The following is a 20,478-nucleotide window of genomic DNA, read 5'->3' as shown; positions in this document are numbered from 1 at the left end:
GGTGGTATTCACGGACTTAGCCATTGAAGACAGGTAAATGCTTTTAAAAGAACCGGTAGAAGTCTGAATATTAGGAGGGAGAAAATAAAGATGGAAAGGACAAACCAAACAAGGACTATGACCTTTTTAAGCACGTATCCTCCGCGGGTATGCGGGTTGGCCACATTTACGGAGGACTTGGTGAACGAAATCGATAAAACGGCTTTATTCCGATCGAACGTGATTGCGGTCACTAATACGGAAAAATACGAGGACTTGCGGGTGGTAGCCAATCTCACCCAGCACGACCGCGCCAGCTATTTCCAGACTGCCCGCTGGGCAAACACCAATACCAAATTGCTGATTATTGAGCATGAATACGGGATATTTGGCGGAGAAAGCGGTGAATACATCATCGACTTGGCCAAGAATCTAACAATACCTTTTATCGTCACGACGCACACCGTGCTGATGGATCCATCCCCAAAACAACGGGTAGTTCTGGGGGAGCTTGGACGACTTAGTGCGATGGTAGTGACAATGGCTCAAAGCGCGGTCCCTTTATTGACCCACACGTACGGTATTGAGCCAAACAAAATAGCGGTCATTCCTCACGGTGTACCAAGCCTGCAAGTTAAACCGCGGGAAGAAATTAAAGTCAGTCATGGCTTAGCTAACAAGCAGGTCATTAGTAGTTTCGGTCTCTTAAGCCCAGCTAAGGGGTTGGAGTATGGAATTGAAGCTGTGGCCAAAGTTGTGCCGGAATACGAAAATCTGGTTTACCTGATACTGGGCAAAACGCATCCATGCGTCAAGGAGTTATATGGGGAAAGCTACAGAGAGAGCCTGACTGCCTTGGCGGAAAACCTCGGGGTGAAGGATAATGTCCGATTTATCGACAAGTATCTGACGAAAGAAGAAGTTATCACCTATCTCCATTTGTCTGACATCTACATGACGCCGTATCTGTCCAAAGAACAGGCGGTCAGCGGGACATTGGCGTACGCTGTGGGATGCGGGCGGATCGTCGTGTCGACTCCATACCGCTATGCTCAGGAATTGCTGGGTGGTGGTCGGGGAATGCTTGCCGAATTTAGGGATTCCGAATCTCTGGCGTCGTGCATCAGAGGTGTACTCGACAATCCCTCGCAAAAAAGAGAAATGGAAATGAGGACCTTGGCTGTCGGACAGGAGATGATATGGGCCAATGTAGCTGGTCGTTACATCAAGCTGTTCACCAATATCATGGAAGCACCCCCACCGAAGGGAATGCAACTGTTCACCAACATGATAGAGAGACCCCAACCGAAGGGAATGCAACTGTTCACCGGCATCATGGGAGCGCCCCAACAAAAGGGAGTGCCTGCCAACATCATTGAAGTACCCAAACAGAAGGCGCTGGTAGAATAAATGGATCACGCTGTTTGTGGGCTTTAGGATATAACCGGGGGATGTTGCGATGGCATCACGTCAAACGGCATCAATCGCAACCAAGGAGCCGAAAGTATCATCGGCTTCTGTATTGCCAGTCTAGCTTTGGTGCAACATGAGAAAGGAAAGTGATTCTGATATGAAAATTATCATTCTTGCGGGCGGCGGAGGTAGCCGCCTGTTCCCTCTTTCGCGAACTAGGTTTCCTAAGCAGTTTCTGAAATTGAACGGCGACAAATCGTTGCTGGCCCAGACAATAGAGCGCTTTTCGACGCTGTTTAATCCATCAAATATGGTCATCGTTACTAATCAGGAATATGTTCACCATGTAAAAACTGAGCTTGTTGCAGCCAAGGCCCAAGAAGCTCATATTCTGCTGGAGCCAGTGGCCCGTAATACCGCACCGGCAATTGCCTTAGCGGTCAGGTACTGCGTCGACCGACTGGGCTGTGAGTTGGATGAAGTTATTTTTGTGACGCCCTCTGACCACATCATCCGACCATTGGAAATGTTTACTACCAATTTGGGGCAGGCGCTGGGCATGACAAAGATGAACAAAATTGTAACGCTTGGCGTAAAGCCGGATAGTCCGGAAACCGGCTATGGGTATATCCAGACCGGCAAGCCTAGTGATGGCGGTTTTATCGTCGAGTCGTTCCATGAGAAGCCGGACAAAGCCACGGCAGAGGCTTACGTTACTGAGGGCAATTACTATTGGAATTCTGGGATGTTGGCGTTTACCATTTGTTGCTTAATGGAGGAATTGCGGGTGCATCGGCCGGATATTTATGCGCTTACGGACACGGTTCTGGACATAATGACGGAAAATTTTGCTGAAATGCCTAATATCTCGATCGACTATGCCGTGGTCGAGAAATCAAGGCAGGTGGTGATGTTGCCGCTTACGACAGAATGGAGTGATATCGGTTCGTGGGATGCTATCTATAACGTGTTGGACAAGGATGCAAACGGCAATGCAGTCCAGGGCGACTGTATCCCGATTGATTGTTCGAACACGTTGATTTTGGGACACAGCCGCCTCATCGCTGGCATTGGTCTGGAAGACCTATTGGTAGTGGAGACGGATGATGTCATCGTAGTTGCCAAAAAAGGCGAATCGCAGAAGGTAAAAGACCTAGTGAGCGAACTAACGTCAAAGGGCCGGGTGGAAGCGGATGAGCATACGACAGTCTATCGACCCTGGGGGCTATATACTGTGCTGTGCTCTGGGCAGGGATATAAGATGAAGAAGATCGTCGTCAATCCGGGGCAGGTACTTAGCCTGCAGATGCATTATCACCGGAGTGAGCACTGGATCGTTATCGGTGGTACAGCCAAGGTGACCATCGGTGAAATCGAGCAGATGGTCCACGAGAACGAAAGCGTCTTCGTGCCGCAAACGACCAAACACCGTATGGAAAATCCGGGCAAGCTGCTGCTAGAGATCATCGAGGTGCAAAACGGCAGTTATTTGGGTGAGGACGATATCGTTCGGTTTGAGGATATATATGGTCGGGTAAGTACATAGAAAAGGGTACATTACGACGTTGATGCTGAACGAGGATATTCTAATCGATAGCCTATGCCGAAGGCGGAGGCAATTACAGTTAGATTGATAGATACAGGGGGTATGAGAAATGCTAAAGGATTATTTAGAGAAACTAAAGAATGAAAAAAAGAAGAAAGAACGAAAGAAAGGATACAGCAAAAAAAGTAGCTGCAGGACTCACAGTAGGTGCTGCTATTGGTGCAGCAGCTGGCGTTTTATTAGCGCCCAAATCTGGTCAAGAAACCAGGGAAGACACAAATAAAGCAGATTATGGCGTTTCATACCCTCCCCAACGACAGATGAGATCCTCCTTCCAAATACACGTGATTTAAGCTTAGGCAAGGTTAAACCCTTGGTATGAAACAAACTAAAGGCTAGTTTTAATACCCAACCTTTTTTAGAGGCAGGAATTAGCTAGAATATTGTTGAAATATATAAATATCTATACCCTCGTCTCCGGCTACTGATGACTTTCAACGGCGCCACAACATGGGCAAAAAATCTGTTCTCCGCTACTAATGAAAAACACCGCTTGAGGGGTTTTCAACCAGCTCATAATTTGTTAAAATGACCATAGTTAGAGTTGGTAGACGCCCCTGGCGCTGTTAGTGCAGTAGCACTTTAAACGGGGGCGTCTTTCTTTTCTGTAAATTCTATGGTCATTATATATAGTAGTCTGCGGTCAGGCAATACCGTCATTTTTACCATTGAGCATACAAAGGTGGTTTTAAGTGATCTTGCGGGTGGGGATTCGCGCAGCAAACTTTGGATATTAAGAATGGAGGTATAAGGGTGGTCAATAAGAAGATTGCTGATACGCAAAAAGAAATCTGCTCACCCGGTGAGTACCATAACACTGATCAAGCGAAAACGCCTGAGGCGGACTTTCCCATCATCGGCATTGGCGCTTCCGCCGGGGGTTTGGAAGCCCTGGAACTCTTCCTGGGAAATGTGCCGGAAAAAAGCGGTGTAGCTTTTGTTGTGGTTCAGCACCTGGACCCAACGCGCGAGGGCATCATGGTGGAATTGCTTAAGCGTGCAACCGTCATGCCCGTCTTTCAGGCCCAGGAGCACACTGCTGTCCAGCCCGACTGCGTCTATCTTATCCCGCCAAACAAGGACATGTCCCTCTTCCACGGGGTGTTACACCTTTTCGACATGGCAGCGCCCCGCGGTCTTCGTCTGCCAATCGATTTCTTTTTTCGATCTCTGGCCGATGACCGGCAGGAACGGAGCATCGCAGTGATCCTCTCCGGCATGGGCACCGACGGCACGATGGGCCTTAAGGCCATCAAGGAAAGAAGCGGAGTGGTCTTTGCACAGGATCCGACTTCGGCGAAATTCAATGGTATGCCCAAAAGTGCCATCGGCACCGGTCTTGTTGACGTCGTAGCCCCGGTGGAGGAGCTGCCGTTCAAGATTATCGCTTACCTTAAGCACAAACCCCTGATAATCGACCGGTCCGAACCAGCCCTGACAGACAAAGAAGACAGTGCCTTCGAAAAGGTTATTATCCTGCTGCGCTCACAGACAGGCCAGGATTTTTCTCTCTATAAGAAAACCACCGTCTGTCGCCGCATCGAGCGGCGTATGGGCATCCACCAGATCGACAAGCTCGCAACATATATCCGCTTACTGCAGGAGAATCCCCAGGAACTGCAACTGCTCTTCAAGGAACTTTTGATTAGTGTGACCAGCTTTTTCCGCGACCCGGAGGTGTGGGAGCATTTGAAAGAACAGGTATTCCCGGAGCTTTTTAGCGGGCGTGCGCCGCATCAGCCGCTGCGGGCCTGGGTGCCCGGCTGCTCCACAGGGGAGGAAGCCTATTCCTTGGCTATTGTTTTCAAAGAGGCACTGGAGCACCTCGAACCAACTACGAACTTCCCGTTTCAGATTTTTGCCACCGACCTGAACCGTGACGCCATTGAAAAAGCCCGTCAGGGCTTCTATACGGCCAACATTGCGGCAGATGTTTCCCCGAAACGGCTACGCCGCTTTTTTATCCAAGACGAACACGGTTACCGCGTAGCTCAAGAGATCCGCGAGATGGTTGTTTTTGCTCCCCATAATATCATCATGGATCCACCCTTCACCAAGATGGATATCCTGAGCTGCCGCAACCTGTTCATCTACCTGACCCCCAAGCTGCAGAAAAAGCTCCTGGCACTCTTTCAATACAGCTTAAATCCAGGCGGGATCCTATTTCTGGGCAGTGCGGAAACCACCGGCAGCTTTTCCGACCATTTTGCGCCCTTGGAAGGCAAAGGGCGACTCTACCGGCGGCTGGAGTCCAGCCTGCGTTCGGAGTTTTTCGAATTTCCTTCCTCGCTCTATCCCGTTTTTCCGGGTGCGCTGGAAACGGCTGTCACTCACCCGCAAGCACAAAAGCATATCCCAAATCTGGAGGAGCTGGCCGACCAGTTGATCCTGCTGCACTACGCTCCGGCAGCCGTGCTGGTTAACGATAGGGGCGATATTCTCTATACCAGGGGACGAACGGGCAAGTACCTGGAACCGGCAGCCGGTAAGGCCAATTGGAACATTTTCGCCATGGTCCACGCAGGGTTGCGCTACAAGCTAAGCAGTGCCTTTCAGAAAGCGCTTCGCCAAAACAGCCTGGTAACCTTGAAAAACTTAGAGATAGATACTGATAGCGGGAAACACACCGCGGATGTCACCCTCCAGCCGCTCCCAGAGACGAAGGGGCAGCAGTGCCTGGTCATGATTGTTTTTACAGAAGTCAGAATGCCCTCTCTAACGGAAGTACCAGGCGGGGCTAAACTGGCACCTGCCCACAGAAACCGTGTGGCGGAACTGGAGTTAGAACTGGCGCAAGCCTGCCAGGAACTGCAGACCTTTCATCAAGAGATGCAGACCTCTCAGGAAGAACTCTTATCCGCCTACGAGGAACTGCAATCCACCAATGAGGAACTGCAATCCACCAACGAGGAAACAACTTCCTCCAGAGAAGAAATGCAGTCCTTAAATGAAGAATTGCAGACGGTTAACTACGAATTGCAAACAAAGGTGGAAGAGCTGTCCCGGGTAAATAACGACATGAAAAACCTGCTCGACAGCACGGACATCGCTACTTTATTCCTGGATAAAAAGCTCTGCGTGCGGCGTTTTACCGCCCAGACGGCCAAAATCATCAAGCTGATCCCCGTCGATGTGGGACGGCCGATCACGGACATTACCTCCGACCTGTCCTACCCGGAATTGGCCGCAGACGGGCGGAAAGTCCTGCGCACACTAGTATTTACGGAGAAGTCGGTCACCGCCGGCGGGCGCTGGTTTAGGGTGCGCATCATGCCCTATCGCACGCTTGAAGACAAAATTGACGGTCTGGTGATCACCTTTACAGACATCACCGCTTTAAAGACGCTGGAGGCTGCTCTTAAGCAGACCCAGATCGATTTGGAGAAACGCATAGCTAAAAAAGATATGGAACTGAACGAGGCCGGAAAGAGACTGCAGGATGAAATAAGGCGGGATTGTAAGGAAGAGGATACTGATAAAACCCCGAAATCTGAAAAACATGGGAGCGATCATCATGAGCAAGAACAATAACAAGTCAGCGGACGAGTTGCGCCGTCGGGCAGAGGTGCGGTTGAAAGAAATAAAGCAAAAAAGAGGTTTTTCCGCGACGCCGGCAGAATTGCATCGGCTCGTTCATGAACTGGAGGTACACCAAATTGAGCTGGAGATGCAAAACGAGGAACTGCAGCAGGCACGCTCAGAGCTGGAGGCATATCTTGGACAATACACCGACCTCTACGACTTTGCTCCTGTAGGCTACTTCACCCTGGAGCGCGACGGGATGATCCTCCAAGCCAACCTGACAGGGTCACACCTGTTGGGGGTAGAACGTTCCAGGTTGGCAAACCGTCCATTCGGTTTATTCATTTCTACCGAGTACCGTCCCCTTTTTAACGTTTTCCTGGAAAAAGTGTTTAAAAGCGAGGCCAAAGAGACCTGCGAGGTGGCAATCCGCAAAGCAGGAATGGAACCACTCTATGTGCACATTGAAGCCAGGCCTTTTGAAAACGGACAACAGTGCCGCATTGCAGCGGTGGACATCAGCGAGCGCAAGCAGGCGGAAGAAGGGCTGCGGGAGAGCAACAAAAGGTATAAAGAACTGCTGGAACAGACCAGTGACTGGGTTTGGGAGATAGATACCGAGATTAAATATACTTACACTAATCCCAGGATATTTGAAATAATGGGCTATAGCTCTGCTGCAGAAATTATTGGAAAAACACTGTTTGACTTTATGAAACCTGAAGAAGCCGGGAGATCTAGGCTGTTTATAGAAGATATAATGCAACGGCAAGAGATTTTTGCTCTATATAAAAATACCATGCTCCACCCAGAGGGGCACCCCGTCTTTTTTGAAACAAGTGGGATACCCTTTTTTGATGAGCAAGGCTGTTTACAGGGCTACCGCGGCATTTCCCGGGATGTAACAGCAAGAAAGCAAGCCGAAGCGGAAGCAGTTCGCGTCGAAGCGCTTCAAGCTATCGAAAATGAAAGGATGCGCCTGGCCAGAGAACTGCATGATGAAGTAGGCATGATTCTTTTTGCCCTCAAGCTGGACCTGCAGTTGCTCTGCACGATGATTTCTGATGCAGATATAAAGTTGCAAGAAAGGTTGCAGGAAAGTATAAATAAAGTAAATGATTCAATAGTAAAAGTTCGCCATAAATCCGCTTATTTACGCCCCCCTGCGCTGGACGTTCTTGGTCTAATAGTTGTGTTAAAAGACATGGTAGAGGAAATGAACCAGAAAACGAGCATGAATACCCAGTTGAGGGTTGACCCGGAGACGCCGGAATTTAGCCCGGAAGTAGAAAACACCCTTTACCGCTGCATCCAGGAATCTTTGACCAACGCGGCCCGTCATGCTTACGCCCGCAATTTGACTGTTAACCTTACCTGGAACTTAAAGAAGGTTACCTGCAGGATTCGAGATGATGGTGTCGGCTTTGATACAAATGATTTTAACGACTACGCCTCTAACCATCTCGGCTTGCTGGGCATGAAAGAACGTGTTTTTTTGTTAAAAGGAACAATTGAAATAAAATCTTCTCCCGGGCAAGGGACCGATATTAAAATAACCATACCGCTCAGTAAAAAGTGAGGCGTTTCCCATGCGTGTTTTATTAGTAGATGATCATGCAATTTTCCGCCAGGGACTGCGTGCCTTGTTGGAAACTAAGGACAGTAATGTAGAGGTTATTGGTGAGGCGGAAGACGGGCTTGAAGCGCTGGCCCTCACTGCTAAAAAAGCTCCCGATTTGGTTGTTATGGATATCTACATGCCGAAGCTCAGCGGATTGCAAGCAACGAAACAGATACGAGAACGTTTTCCAAAGACAAAGATAATTATCCTTTCCAGTTATGCGGATAAAGTGTATGTAAAGGAGGCTTTAAAGTTTGGTGCATTGGGATTTGTGATTAAGGATGCTGTTTTTGAAGAACTCAAAGTAGCGCTGAACGCCGTAAAAAATAATAAAATCTATCTAAGTCCTGGGTTACTGGAGCCTATCGTGACCCATTATATGGAGTCACCTCCTGTGAGTAAGGCTTTAAAAGCATACAATAATCTTACAATAAGGGAACGGGAAATATTTAAGCTTTTTTCTCATAACTGCAGCCGTAAGAAAATCGCGCAAAGCTTACAAATAAGCCCCAAAACAGTTGACACGCACCGCTTTAATATTATGCAAAAATTAAACATCAACAGCGAGACAGAAATAATTGAATTTGCCAAAATCCTTAAACAGGAAAATTCCTGAAGTAAAGGTTTGCTCCATAACTTCACTAAACAAGCCTTATGATGTTTGACAAGGCTTGTTTTTATTTACTTATTTACTTACTTATTTAATTTATAGGTACTGTGCTGATAGACTTCTCAGAAACTATTCGTATAAAATTAGAGATAATATTCGAATTATACTTCAAACTTACAGTTCAACCGTCCCCTGCCACACTGAAGCTTTAAAGAAAGTATTGAAGTGAAGGAGAAGATTAAAATGTTTTCATATAAACTTTGCAAACCCTTAGCTCTTTTAATATCATTATTAATTTTTATCCTGCTATTGGGTTATGATCCTTTGCAGAAGCACGTATATTCCCAGAAAATAAAGACGGTTGATCAAATGAACTTCCGGGAAATAAAGATGGTTGATTACGTATACGCCCAGGAACCTAAAATGGAGGGAGCGGAAAGCTATTCGGAACGGCCTGATCTGGATTTGGATTTGTTGCAAAGGGATCTGGTATTAAATCTTCTGGGAAAAAGTTTTGCTGAAATAAAGGAAGTGATGGGGGAACCGGAAGAGCAAGGGGACAGCAATTGGTATGGGCCGCACAACTATATGCTCTTTAACTATGAAAGGGGACCCATTCGTTTTTGTTCACCGGAGGATGTGGAGAATCAATTAGCAGTCAGCATCATTATGGGAGGAAAACAAGAAATTTTGGACGCAAGGGTGGGAATGACTTTCTTGCAGATAAAAAATATTTTAGGAGTACCCGATTCCGGACCTGAACTTGGCCTAAACAATTTATATTATATGAATTATTTTTTCGGGGGGATGAAAAATCAAATACCAGAAGTCTTTTTAAGTTTCTCTGCTGATACGATTAACAGTCCCACTCACGAAGTTTTTCTTAAATGGGAGGCTATGGGTAATTGGGATGCAGAAGATGCATTTCAAGATAATGAATATTAACAATGAAACAAATTTGTTGTTATATTTAGGTAAAAGAGAGGATTGAATAAATCTATGAAAACACTTAATAAGATGAAATTCATACCATTACTACTAACACTATTACTGGTAATTATGATGGCAGTATCTGCAATTAGTATGGCAGCCCAAACGCCCGTAGATCTTGGAACAACCTCCAGTTTTGCGGTTTTGGCCGGCTCGACAATCACCAATACCGGAACGACCACAATTAACGGAGATGCTGGCGGAGATGTCGGGCTGTCTCCAGGTACAGAGTTCACTGGGCAGGCGAGCGTGTCAGTGAGTGGGACTGTATACCTGGCTGATGTTGATGGTGTCGCAAGTGTGGCCAAGGACGATCTGGTAACTGCATATGACGACGCCGCTGGAAGAACACCGGTCACTCGCATTCCCACTGAGCTTGGTGGGACTACATTGACTCCTGGCACTTACGATTCAGCCGACGGCACTTTCCAGATAACAGGCACTCTCACGCTCGACGCCCAGGGTGACCCCGATGGCGTCTTCGTATTTAAGACTGCCTCCACGCTCATCACAGCATCAGACAGTAATGTTAACCTCATCAACAGCGCTCGGTTCTGCAGAATCTTCTGGAAGGTCGGAAGCTCCGCGACATTAGGAATGAACTCTCATTTCGTAGGACACATCTTCGCATTGACATCCATTACAGCGGATTCCGGTGCGACGGTGCAAGGACAGTTGTTGGCACGGAATGGCGCGGTCACACTAGACACCAATACCATCACAAATGGGACTTGTGCGATCCCACCGACTCCACCGGTCCCGCCGGCCCCAGCCACCCTTCATGTAATTAAGCATGTTATTAATGATAATGGTCGCACAGCAGTTGCTGCTAACTTTAACCTGCACGTAAAGACTTCCGGTAGTGATGTTGCCGCAAGCCCAGCACCAGGTGTTGAATCACCTGGAACAACCTACACGTTGGCAGCGGGTACTTATGTAGTTAGCGAAGACACTTTTGCTGGATATACCGTAAGTTATAGCGGGGATAGTGATTTTAGTGGCAATATTACTTTAGCCTCCGGCGATAACAAAACCGTAACGCTTACTAACAATGACATTCCCATTCCGCCAAGCGTTACCCATAGCAGCGGGGGGGGACAAACGACCTATCCACCATTAATCAACGTTATAAAAACACCAGAACCGCTGGCATTGACTTCCGGACAGGGCTCGGTTACGTACACCTATAAAGTAACCAACCCCGGTATGGTCGCATTAAGCAATGTGAGTGTCACCGATGATAAAGTCAGTCCCGTGAACTATGTTTCCGGTGACGACAACGCTGACAACCTGCTCCAAGCCAATGAGACATGGATCTACACCGGCAAGATGAATCTCAACGCAACCACGACGAACACCGCCACGGCCAAAGGCAGCGCAAATGGTATAACAGCTATCGATATCGCGTTCGCTACAGTCGTTGTCACACCAACTGTTCCAGTCTATCCACCACTCATCAACATTATAAAAACACCAGAACCGCTGTCATTGACTTCTGGACAGGGTTCGGTTACGTACACCTATAAAGTAACCAACCCCAGTATGGTCGCATTAAGCAATGTGAGTGTCACCGATGATAAAGTCAGTCCCGTGAACTATGTTTCCGGTGACGTCAACGCTGACAACCTGCTCCAACCCAACGAGACATGGATATACACCGGCAAGATGAATCTCAATGTAACCACGACGAACACCGCCAGGGCCGAAGGCAGCGCAAATGGTATGACAGCTATCGATATCGCGTTCGCTACAGTCGTTGTAACTCCACCGGTAGTTGTCACACCGACTGTTACAGGCAGGCAGCTTCCAGACACTAGCACACCTTGGTACAATGTCCTCCTTGCAGGCGCTGCTTTAACGCTTATCGGAGTTGTGGGCTGGTGGATAACCAGGAAGAAGTTTTATGCATAAAGCAAAATCGCCACGGGGCAAGTTTTCCCTCGGTGCCACACTATCCCTGGGATCTTTAGTCCTTGGGATTGGATTTATCAGTTGGGCATTGATAAATATTGGGGCACAGTCCGTAGATTCTGACTATGTATACCGCGGCCCCTCTGCCAGCCCAACCACTATCGCGGTGAAACAGGTCCGGTTAACGGGAGACAATGCCGCCCAAATGGAACCAGAACATCCATCCAGTATACTTAATCCTGAAAAAATTCTTTACCCTTTATATCCTGCGGAGGGTGATAATATCGGAAGCCTGTCGATTCCGGTTTTAAAGCAGAAACTGCCCATTATCCAGGGAACTGGTGCGGATGAGTTAAAAAAAGGCGTAGGACACTTCACCCAAAGCGTGCTGCCCGGGGAAGAAGACAATAGTGTTCTTTCCGGACATCGCGATACGGTCTTCGCAAAATTAGGCAAGTTGAAGATAGGTGATCAATTGATTGTGCAAACATCGGCCGGTACATTCACCTATGAAATTAATCGAATCCGAATCGTTGATAAAGATGACAAAACGGTTATCGTACCTGCCGACCATGCCGTCCTGACACTAACTACCTGCTATCCATTCCGTTTTGTTGGCAATGCACAGGACCGCTATATCCTCACCGCAGATTTGGTGATAAGTATATAAAACCCATGTTTGGATGAGGTTTGAATGATTTTAGATCAATAAATAAGGAGGTTTTCATAATGATTTTGAGAAATTTACTAGACTTTGTAAGCAAGGAGAAAAGAAAGAGAGAGAGAGTAAAAGCAGCGCAGAAGTTCGCTGTAGGAATGGGCGTCGTAGCCGCTGCAGGTGTAGCAACAGGAATTCTTTTTGCTCCAAAGTTGGGCAAGGAAACACGAGAAAATTTGAAAAAAAAAGCTGTAAACACTGCCGAAACCATCAAGGATACAGTCCGGAAGAAGGTAAAGACGGTGAACGATTCCGCGGCTCATGCTGCGCAGGAAGTAAGTAATGTCATCAAAGACGTTCATGGGAAAACAGAAAGTGTAAAAAAGGACATTAAGGACGGTTGCCATGAAATCACACAGGATATTCATAAAACTGCTGAAAATATTTCGAATGAACTTAATAAAGCTGTAAAGTGAGGAACACACTATGGTAATTCAATTTACATTACAGGACCTAATGCTTTTTTGGGTTTGTGCATTAGGAATTGTAGCAGGGATTCTTCTACTTCCTATCCTTTGGAATATAAAAAAGGTGGTAGGTATCTTGCGGGCTCTGGTAGAAACCAATCAGGAATTTATTAACAAAACTATCAGAACATTGCCGGGAATTTTTGAGAATGTGGGACAAATCAGCAGTGATGTCAGAGAGACTACAGATAAGCTCAAAGTTTCGGTTCCGGTGATTTTACAAGAAGTTGAGTGCGTTACCAATACAGCAAAAGGAAGCATTGAATTGGCAGGTGTTGTGGTGGAAAATATGGGTTCCGGAATTAATGAAACTATAGCTGCTTACAAGAAAGACACCTCTGGTTTTATGGCTTATTTTCACATCATTGAAGAAGTGCTGGAAATCATATACCGCATCCTTTCTTCCAGCAAGTAAAACTTGCTGGGCAACCTTAATAACACATTTGAAACCGTGTTACGAGAGCACTGGCAACTGAATGCAATGCTTTGTTGGCTTAAGCCCATGCTGCTTAGCCGTAAGATCTCTCAATTACATATGGTCCCGGCAGCAGCCCCCTTGGGCTGTTTTTTGCTTTCAGATAACGGCCGTGCTCGCCATAAATTTATGTGGAAAACTGGCTTTATACTATCTAGAGCATGGTGCAAATGAGAGGGGTAGTTGCAAAGTGATTAGACTCTTTTTCTATCTTAAGGCTATACCAAGTGTCAACCGTCGTTTCAGTAATATAGAGAGAAAAAATGTATCCGTTGTTGGTTATCGGACAACGAGACATCTGAATAGACTGATAGTGAGCGGGGTGGTATCCATGGATGCCAAAAACAAGATTAATGAAGACAAGAAACCAAAGAGGATCACGGTACCTATGGTTATACAGGGCCGAAGTTTCCGAGGCAAAAAATTTACAATCGAAGATGTAATGTTGTACATTTTGGAAGATGCCTTGAAGAATGAACGGACAAAACAATCTATGTGATGGTATACTTAGAGTGTGTACTACCGTTACATTGATTGTTTTGTTTTATACAGGGAGGACAACCTATGATTTGGTTATTTGGCAATTACGGCAGGTTAAGCAAGGACGAAAAAGGTGAAAAACTAGATAGCAAAGATACTCAATTGGCCTTTAACAATCAGTTCATAAATGATAATAGTATGGGTATGATCGTAGACAATTATTTTGATGATGATATATCAGGTACGGTGTTTGATGACCGGGAAGATCTTGAAAGATTAAAAGAAGACTTAATAAACGGAAAAATCAATGCGGTTGTCACAAAAGATTTGTCTCGGCTTGGTAGAACCAATTATAAAACACTTGGATTAATCGAATGGTTGCAGGAAAATCAATTCCGCCTAGTGGCCATAAATGATAATATCGATTCTCTCAAGGGTGATGATAGTTACATTGGTATTAAAACCTGGTTCAATGAGCAATATGTGCGAGATGTTTCAGTCAAAATTCGTTCAAATGTTCATCAAAAATTAAAACAGGGCGAATACTTAGGGACTCCACCTTTTGGATATAAAAAAGAATACACGATGTTAAATAACAAGCCCAAACCAATTAATAAGTTGCTTGTTGATGAATTAGTACGGCATATCATTGTAGAAATTTTCGATTTATACATAGCCGGACATGGTTATCGAAATATAGCGGACATTTTGCAGGACAAGGGATACATCAACCCTTCCAAATATAAAAATTATAATAGGCCGCAGAGTTTACGTTGGAATAAGGACCATGTCAAACGTATAATAACCAACAGAGTGTATTGTGGAGATACTGTTCAGGGTGTCTCGGAGCGGATCAGTTATAAGACAAAAAAAACACGAAAGAGACCGGAAACGCAATGGTATGTAACAGAAAACTCTCATGAACCCATTGTCTCGAGAGAGACTTGGGAACTTGCAAATAAAATTAACCAGAAAAGAGCCAATGAAAATGGCGCTCGAAATAAAAAAACAATCTATTTATTTAGCGGATTTTTGGAATGCGGAGCGTGTGGGAGATTCTTATGTGCACGGGTAACACATGGCCATTTAGGATTTATCTGCGCAAACTATTTTCACTTTGGGAAAAAGGCCGATGGGAAAGTTGGTGGCTGCACAAGCCATCATGTTCGTTCAGACCTTTTGGAGCAAGTTGTATATGATGATATTGTCAACCAGATGAACGAAGCAAACATGGAATCCATTTTCCACAGGAAGTTGGAAAAGGAGAAGATAGCGAAAGATCATACCAAGACAATTAGTCAACTACAAAAAGAAATTGATAAGTATAAAAGAAAGTTAGATATTATTTATGAAGATAGGTTAAACGATATTATATCAGTGGAGTACTTTCAGACGAAGACAAAGGACGTTAATAATAATATAGATGGACTTAAACTACAGGTGGCAACCCTTGAAAAAGAAATGTTGGCTGATAAAAAACTGGAGTTAACCAAGGATAAATTAAAAAGCACATTCAGAGACGTTCTTAAACAAAAAAAATTGACTAGAGAACTGCTGGAAAAGGCAATTAAGAAAATTTATGTTTATCTACCAGGTGACATTAAAGATGAAGATAAAGAGGTTGTTGCCAAAAAATTGGGAACAGACATAGAGACAGTAATAAGAGTAAAACAAGAAGGAGGTATTTTCATTGAATACAACCTAGTATCTATATAGGGGCCTGCCTGGGTGGATGTGCCATTGGTTCACGGCCCATGGACCTGCATCTTAAGGGTTTTGCTGCCATGGGGGCATCCATAAAGGAGAAGCATGGTTATATTATAGCTGAGACAGATTGCCTGCAGGGCACTGAGCTGCATTTGGATTTTCCCAGTGTGGGGGCTACTGAAAACCTGATGATGGCAGCAACCCAGGCCAGGGGGCAGACTATTATCCGAAATGCTGCCAAGGAACCGGAACTGGTGGACCTGCAGAATTTTCTTAACACTCTTGGAGCCAGAATCAGGGGCGCCGGAACAGATTTGATTAAAATAGACGGACCTACCGAGCTGGGTTCTGCCAGCCATACTGTTATTCCGGACCGGGTGGAGGCAGGGACTTATATGGTTGCGGCTGCTATAACCGGTGGAGACATCATTATCCTGAATGTTATTCCCGAGCATGTGGAAGCAGTGATAGCCAAACTAAGGGAGGCCGGAGTAATAGTGGAGGTGGGTGAGGACAATATCAGGGTGGCGGGACCGCCCAGGCTGAAGCCGGTTGACCTGAAAACCCTGCCATATCCCGGTTTTCCCACAGATATGCAGGCCCAGATGATGGTGCTGATGACTGTAGCCGATGGTACCGGAATAGTTTCTGAAGCCGTTTTTGAAAACAGGTACAAACATGTTGATGAACTGCGACGAATGGGCGCTGACATTAAAATAGAGGGCAGGGTGGCTATAGTCAAAGGAATACCTCGCCCGAGCGGTACTTTTGTAGAGGCCACTGACCTAAGGGCTGGAGCCGCCCTGGTGTTAGCAGGGTTGATCGCCGAAGATGCCACTGTAATTGAAAATGTCTGGCATATAGACAGGGGCTATGAAAATCTGGAACGCAAACTGAGCTCACTGGGAGCGCGGATTATGAGGGTAAATGGTATCTGAGGGATGCAGCTAAGGCTGCTTTTTTTTGTTTCACTGGGGGACAAGTTTTTTAACAAGCTGATATATTTTTATTCTGTATTTTGGTATAATAAAAAACAGAGGTGATAGGCATGCCAAGTCTTTACTCAACAAGTCACTCTCACAAAAAAAGCGGACGGTGGCATATTATACAGAGCCTTTTTTTTATTTTCATCTGCTGTCTGGCGGTATTCTTTTTTCTTCAATCTTCATTTTTCAGGGTAAGGGAAATTACCGTCAGAGGAAATAAAGGGTTTAACGCTGCGGAAGTGGTATCCCTGAGCGGATTGTCTGATGGTGTCAACATCTTCAAAGCCAATTTAAAGCAGGCAGAGAGCAAGGTTGCCATGCACCCGGTGATACAGAGTGTACAGATAGTCAGGGATTTTCCGGCAGCCATTATTATTGAAATAAAAGAACGCCAACAGGCGGCTTTGGTTTTCAGTGGGGACAGCTTTGCGGTCATCAGCAGCGATGGTTATTGTCTGGCCAAGGAAAGCAGTCTGGGGCGGACAAATCTGCCTATCATTACAGGGGCAGAACCGGGTTTGCCGGCTCCGGGCCAAAAGGTTTCGGGAGAAAAAGTGTCGGCAGCCCTTGATTACCTCAGGGCAATGCCGATTAATCTGAGAGCAGCAGTTTCAGAGTTAAATGTGACTGATCTGAACAATATCCGCATGTACACCATGGATAAAGCTGAAGTCAGGTTTGGTGATACGGAACGGATACCGGAAAAGATCAATCTTTATCAGGAGGTAATCAGGCAAAAATATGCTAATAAGATTCAGTATATTGACATAAGTTATAAGGGCAGTCCTGTGATAAAATTCGTCCAATAACTAACTGGGATTGGGAAGCAGGAGAAACACTAACATTTATAGAAAAAATAACCATTTGAAAGGTAAGGGATGCAGCATTGAAAAGAGGACAAATTTCAATAGCCATTGTACTCCTTTTTCTCGGCATGATGATTGCCGTGCAGGTACGGGCGACCCAACAGGCTGAACAGAATGTGCCGACTGCGCGGGTGCAGGAACTTACTACCAGGCTCAAAGAAGTCAAGGAGGAACGGGATTCCCTTGTTATTGAAGTTGACGACCTCCGCACCAAGCTTAATCAGGTAAGTGCCGGGGGTGCCAGTCAGGCCATCAGAGATGAATTGGCCAAGGCCAGGATGGAGGCCGGAGTCCTGCCAGTTAAAGGTAAGGGTGTTGAGGTGACCATGAATGACAGCCCGAAGGAACTACAACCCGGCGAAGACCCCAACCTGTATATCCTTCACGAGGAGGACCTCCTCAAGGTGGTCAATGAATTACGTGCCGGCGGGGCTGAGGCCATGTCCATAAACGGCCAGAGAATCCTGGCAACTTCTGAAATCAGGTGTGCCGGCAATACTATTTTGGTGAACACAAAAAAAGTAGTACCTCCGATTACCATTCTGGCAACAGGGAATCCGGATACCCTCAAAAGCGGGCTTGAAATTAAGGGCGGTATATTTGAGCAGCTAAAATACTGGGGTCTGGTGGCGACGGTAGAGAAAAGTGATGATATTACCATTCCGGGTTTTTCGGGACCGGTGACTTTTAATTATACCAGTCCGGTGGAAGACAGCGGTAGATGAACGACTGAAAGAGGGTTGATTTATAGTGTGGTTACCTTTATTAGGTTTGATAATCGGAATAGTAATAGGCATTCAGGCGCCTTCTCTGCCTCAGGCTTATGCCCAGTATATGTCGGTTGCGGTACTGGCTGCACTGGACTCGGTATTTGGGGGAATCAGGGCCGGAATGGAAAAGAAGTTTGATGATACTATCTTTATAACAGGCTTTTTCAGCAATACTCTGCTGGCCGCCGGACTTGCCTATATCGGGGAAAGAATCGGGGTAGCGCTGTATACCGCAGCCATATTTGCCTTTGGGGTCAGGATCTTTCAAAACCTTGCAATTATAAGGAGGCACATTTTAAAAAAGTAGAAAAAATTGAAATTCAAAAAGAGGGAATTTAAGTTCCATGTGGAATTTTACCATTATTCCGGTTTTGGTATCTTGAAAAATGAATGGGGTTCATATACTTTAAAGGGGAGTAGAGCTTCAAAGGAGGTCAAAATTTTAATGCTTGAATTTGAAATCGATATGGACCAGTTTGCCAATATAAAAGTCATCGGCGTTGGCGGCGGAGGAGGAAATGCGGTCAATAGGATGATTACGGCAGGGTTGAAGGGTGTAGAGTTTATTACGGTAAATACTGATGCCCAGGCTCTGTATATGTCAGAAGCTCAGCACAAGATGCAGATTGGAGCCAAACTGACTAAAGGACTCGGAGCCGGAGCCAATCCCGAGATTGGGCAAAAGGCTGCTGAGGAGAGCAGGGAAGAGTTAGCCAAGGCCCTTAACGGTGCTGACATGGTATTTGTTACCGCAGGTATGGGTGGCGGCACCGGGACAGGAGCTGCTCCTATTGTGGCTGAAGTGGCTAAAGAAATCGGCGCTCTTACTGTCGGGGTGGTGACCAAACCCTTCACCTTTGAGGGAAGAAAGCGCCTGACCCAGGCCGAAGGCGGTATTTCCAACTTAAAGAATAAAGTCGATACCCTGATAACAATTCCAAATGACAGGCTGCTCCAGGTAATCGACAAACATACTTCTATTGTGGAGGCTTTCAGGATAGCAGATGACGTCCTGCGCCAGGGTGTCCAGGGCATATCTGACTTGATTGCGGTACCTGGACTTATCAATCTTGATTTTGCTGATGTGAAGACAATTATGACTGAAACAGGGTCGGCCCTAATGGGAATTGGTATTGCTTCAGGTGAAAAAAGAGCCTCAGAGGCGGCTGAGTCAGCTATTTCCAGCCCGCTTTTGGAGACCTCAATCGAAGGAGCCCGGGGTGTGCTGCTGAACATCACCGGCGGTTCCAGTCTGGCGCTCTTTGAAGTCAATGAGGCTGCCGAAATTATAGCCCAGGCTGCTGATCCCGAGGCAAATATTATCTTTGGCGCGGTGATTGATGAGTCGATGGAAGATGAAGTCCGGGTAACCGTTATAGCTACGGGTTTTGACCAAAAGTTTAACCGCAAGGAAATTAATTCCGAACTGGACATAAAACCATTTGCGACTGATGACCTTGATATTCCGGCATTTCTGCGCAGGAAATAAGGGGCACAGGAGGTAGGTTTCTTGAATTGTCATGAGTGTAGATACCTGATGTTCGACCTGATTGATGATAAGCTGTCAGAGGATCTCAGGCAAGAGATGGAAAAACACCTGGATGAATGTCCTTCATGTGCCCAGAGTTTTGCTAAAATGAAGGCCAGGGAAGCGGCAAAGGAAAAAGAAGAAAAGGCTTCAGGCCTTTTCTGGTACTTGTTAATGCCCTCCGGGGGCTTTAAAAGGTTTTTCTTTGTGGGGGCTATTTTCACGTTCATTTTGGTCATGGCGCTTATTTCAGTTCAGCTTAAAGGACAACTTTTCGATTTCTTTTAGAAAAGTAGATTCTTAGTAATACAGAGTCTTATAGTAATATAAAGCTGCCGGCTTAGTATAAGCCGGCAGCTTTTTCAACGTATAGAAAGTATATTTTTTTATGTCTTTGACCTTGCTCCGGGTTTCTGTTGTTTTATCAATTGAGAAAGAGGAATCAATAATTGAATAGGGGCAGACTACATTTCATACCCCCAAAACCGCATTTTAGACCCCGAAAACCGCATTTCAGACCCTTTTGCCGGAAAATGTAAAAAAAGGTGGTAAAATGTAAAAAGGAGCATAAAATAAACAAAATCCAGAATAAACAAGATCCAGAATAAACAAGATCCAGAATAAACAAGATTCAATTCCCCGATAAAGGCAAACCCGCCGAAAGGCGGGGGCGCAAAGCCACGGGTCTAAAGCATATCGCGACCGACTTTTATTAACCGTGATATGCTATGACAGCCGGGCTGCCGAAGCAGAATTTGCTATATTACATTACAGTAGAAGCGCCTATCTTATCGGGTAGGTGTTTTTTGCGTCTGCGAAGGAGGAATGA

At 45.9% G+C, this 20,478-nt stretch carries 18 protein-coding genes, 1 pseudogene and 1 riboswitch; all 19 genes and pseudogenes read left to right on the top strand.

The annotated features are described in order from the left end of the window. Positions 1–180: 180 nt before the first annotated feature. The 19 genes and pseudogenes from Ga0451573_RS02625 to Ga0451573_RS02535 all read left to right on the top strand — a co-directional run bounded on the left by Ga0451573_RS02625 (position 181) and on the right by Ga0451573_RS02535 (position 19,937). Positions 181–1,389: a glycosyltransferase family 4 protein gene (locus Ga0451573_RS02625; protein WP_492207350.1), complete on the top strand. Its 1,209-nt coding sequence runs from the start codon at positions 181–183 to the stop codon at positions 1,387–1,389. Positions 1,390–1,549: 160 nt separating this feature from the next. Further along, on the top strand, positions 1,550–2,938 hold the full coding sequence (locus tag Ga0451573_RS02620; protein ID WP_231682328.1) for a mannose-1-phosphate guanylyltransferase/mannose-6-phosphate isomerase: 1,389 nt from the start codon (positions 1,550–1,552) through the stop codon (positions 2,936–2,938). Between the two features lie 140 nt (positions 2,939–3,078). Beyond that, positions 3,079–3,291, top strand: coding sequence for a YtxH domain-containing protein (locus Ga0451573_RS02615; protein ID WP_231682327.1), 213 nt, complete (start codon positions 3,079–3,081; stop codon positions 3,289–3,291). A 460-nt stretch (positions 3,292–3,751) separates the two neighbouring features. Next, on the top strand, positions 3,752–6,529 hold the full coding sequence (locus Ga0451573_RS02610) for a chemotaxis protein CheB (RefSeq protein WP_231682326.1): 2,778 nt from the start codon (positions 3,752–3,754) through the stop codon (positions 6,527–6,529). Beyond that, the gene (locus Ga0451573_RS02605; RefSeq protein ID WP_231682325.1) at positions 6,513–8,099 is read left to right on the top strand and encodes a PAS domain-containing sensor histidine kinase; all 1,587 of its coding nucleotides are present in this window, start codon (positions 6,513–6,515) and stop codon (positions 8,097–8,099) included. Before Ga0451573_RS02610 ends, Ga0451573_RS02605 begins: the two co-directional genes overlap by 17 nt. A 10-nt stretch (positions 8,100–8,109) precedes the next feature. Further along, positions 8,110–8,757: a response regulator transcription factor gene (locus Ga0451573_RS02600; protein ID WP_231682324.1), complete on the top strand. Its 648-nt coding sequence runs from the start codon at positions 8,110–8,112 to the stop codon at positions 8,755–8,757. 237 nt (positions 8,758–8,994) lie between these two features. Further along, complete coding sequence (locus tag Ga0451573_RS02595) at positions 8,995–9,696, top strand: hypothetical protein (protein WP_231682323.1); 702 nt, start codon at positions 8,995–8,997, stop codon at positions 9,694–9,696. Positions 9,697–9,750: 54 nt separating this feature from the next. After that, positions 9,751–11,652, top strand: a complete 1,902-nt coding sequence (locus Ga0451573_RS02590; RefSeq protein ID WP_231682322.1) for an ice-binding family protein — start codon at positions 9,751–9,753, stop codon at positions 11,650–11,652. Continuing rightward, entirely contained in the window at positions 11,645–12,322 is a 678-nt protein-coding gene (srtD, locus tag Ga0451573_RS02585) for a class D sortase, LPxTATN-specific (protein WP_231682321.1), read from the top strand. Before Ga0451573_RS02590 ends, srtD begins: the two co-directional genes overlap by 8 nt. 59 nt (positions 12,323–12,381) lie before the next feature. Then, entirely contained in the window at positions 12,382–12,786 is a 405-nt protein-coding gene (locus tag Ga0451573_RS02580) for a YtxH domain-containing protein (protein ID WP_231682320.1), read from the top strand. 127 nt (positions 12,787–12,913) lie between these two features. Further along, on the top strand, positions 12,914–13,252 hold the full coding sequence (locus Ga0451573_RS02575) for a hypothetical protein (protein WP_231682319.1): 339 nt from the start codon (positions 12,914–12,916) through the stop codon (positions 13,250–13,252). Between the two features lie 250 nt (positions 13,253–13,502). Next, a complete protein-coding gene (locus Ga0451573_RS02570) occupies positions 13,503–13,811 on the top strand; it encodes a hypothetical protein (RefSeq protein WP_231682318.1) in 309 nt (102 codons plus the stop codon). Positions 13,812–13,876: 65 nt separating this feature from the next. Next, positions 13,877–15,508 (top strand): recombinase family protein, encoded by a 1,632-nt coding sequence (locus Ga0451573_RS02565; RefSeq protein WP_231682317.1) that lies wholly within the window; start codon positions 13,877–13,879, stop codon positions 15,506–15,508. A gap of 11 nt (positions 15,509–15,519) precedes the next feature. Continuing rightward, a pseudogene (gene murA / locus Ga0451573_RS02560) lies at positions 15,520–16,437 on the top strand (UDP-N-acetylglucosamine 1-carboxyvinyltransferase); the annotation flags it as partial. Between the two features lie 110 nt (positions 16,438–16,547). Further along, the gene (locus tag Ga0451573_RS02555) at positions 16,548–17,294 is read left to right on the top strand and encodes a cell division protein FtsQ/DivIB (protein ID WP_231682316.1); all 747 of its coding nucleotides are present in this window, start codon (positions 16,548–16,550) and stop codon (positions 17,292–17,294) included. A 77-nt stretch (positions 17,295–17,371) separates the two neighbouring features. Continuing rightward, positions 17,372–18,076: a DUF881 domain-containing protein gene (locus Ga0451573_RS02550; protein WP_231682315.1), complete on the top strand. Its 705-nt coding sequence runs from the start codon at positions 17,372–17,374 to the stop codon at positions 18,074–18,076. Positions 18,077–18,101: 25 nt separating this feature from the next. Then, positions 18,102–18,428 (top strand): small basic family protein, encoded by a 327-nt coding sequence (locus tag Ga0451573_RS02545; RefSeq protein WP_231682314.1) that lies wholly within the window; start codon positions 18,102–18,104, stop codon positions 18,426–18,428. Between the two features lie 138 nt (positions 18,429–18,566). Beyond that, on the top strand, positions 18,567–19,610 hold the full coding sequence (ftsZ, locus tag Ga0451573_RS02540; RefSeq protein ID WP_231682313.1) for a cell division protein FtsZ: 1,044 nt from the start codon (positions 18,567–18,569) through the stop codon (positions 19,608–19,610). Between the two features lie 21 nt (positions 19,611–19,631). Next, on the top strand, positions 19,632–19,937 hold the full coding sequence (locus tag Ga0451573_RS02535; RefSeq protein WP_231682312.1) for an anti-sigma factor family protein: 306 nt from the start codon (positions 19,632–19,634) through the stop codon (positions 19,935–19,937). 349 nt (positions 19,938–20,286) lie between these two features. Then, positions 20,287–20,397, top strand: a riboswitch (cyclic di-GMP riboswitch). Positions 20,398–20,478 lie beyond the last annotated feature (81 nt).

This window comes from Phosphitispora fastidiosa (genome assembly GCF_019008365.1).
Lineage (GTDB): Bacteria > Bacillota > Thermincolia > Thermincolales > UBA2595 > Phosphitispora > Phosphitispora fastidiosa.
The sequence above is the reverse complement of the archived record's forward strand: the minus strand, read 5'-3'. Positions and strand labels throughout refer to the sequence as shown.

Bases quoted from the DNA above. Each gene is read 5' to 3' on its own strand.
- Ga0451573_RS02620 (WP_231682328.1), top strand. From the start codon at position 1,550: ATGAAAATTATCATTCTTGCGGGCGGCGGAGGTAGCCGCCTGTTCCCT.
- Ga0451573_RS02615 (WP_231682327.1), top strand. From the start codon at position 3,079: ATGAAAAAAAGAAGAAAGAACGAAAGAAAGGATACAGCAAAAAAAGTA.
- Ga0451573_RS02605 (WP_231682325.1), top strand. From the start codon at position 6,513: ATGAGCAAGAACAATAACAAGTCAGCGGACGAGTTGCGCCGTCGGGCA.
- Ga0451573_RS02600 (WP_231682324.1), top strand. From the start codon at position 8,110: ATGCGTGTTTTATTAGTAGATGATCATGCAATTTTCCGCCAGGGACTG.
- Ga0451573_RS02595 (WP_231682323.1), top strand. From the start codon at position 8,995: ATGTTTTCATATAAACTTTGCAAACCCTTAGCTCTTTTAATATCATTA.
- Ga0451573_RS02590 (WP_231682322.1), top strand. From the start codon at position 9,751: ATGAAAACACTTAATAAGATGAAATTCATACCATTACTACTAACACTA.
- srtD (WP_231682321.1), top strand. From the start codon at position 11,645: ATGCATAAAGCAAAATCGCCACGGGGCAAGTTTTCCCTCGGTGCCACA.
- Ga0451573_RS02580 (WP_231682320.1), top strand. From the start codon at position 12,382: ATGATTTTGAGAAATTTACTAGACTTTGTAAGCAAGGAGAAAAGAAAG.
- Ga0451573_RS02565 (WP_231682317.1), top strand. From the start codon at position 13,877: ATGATTTGGTTATTTGGCAATTACGGCAGGTTAAGCAAGGACGAAAAA.
- Ga0451573_RS02555 (WP_231682316.1), top strand. From the start codon at position 16,548: ATGCCAAGTCTTTACTCAACAAGTCACTCTCACAAAAAAAGCGGACGG.
- ftsZ (WP_231682313.1), top strand. From the start codon at position 18,567: ATGCTTGAATTTGAAATCGATATGGACCAGTTTGCCAATATAAAAGTC.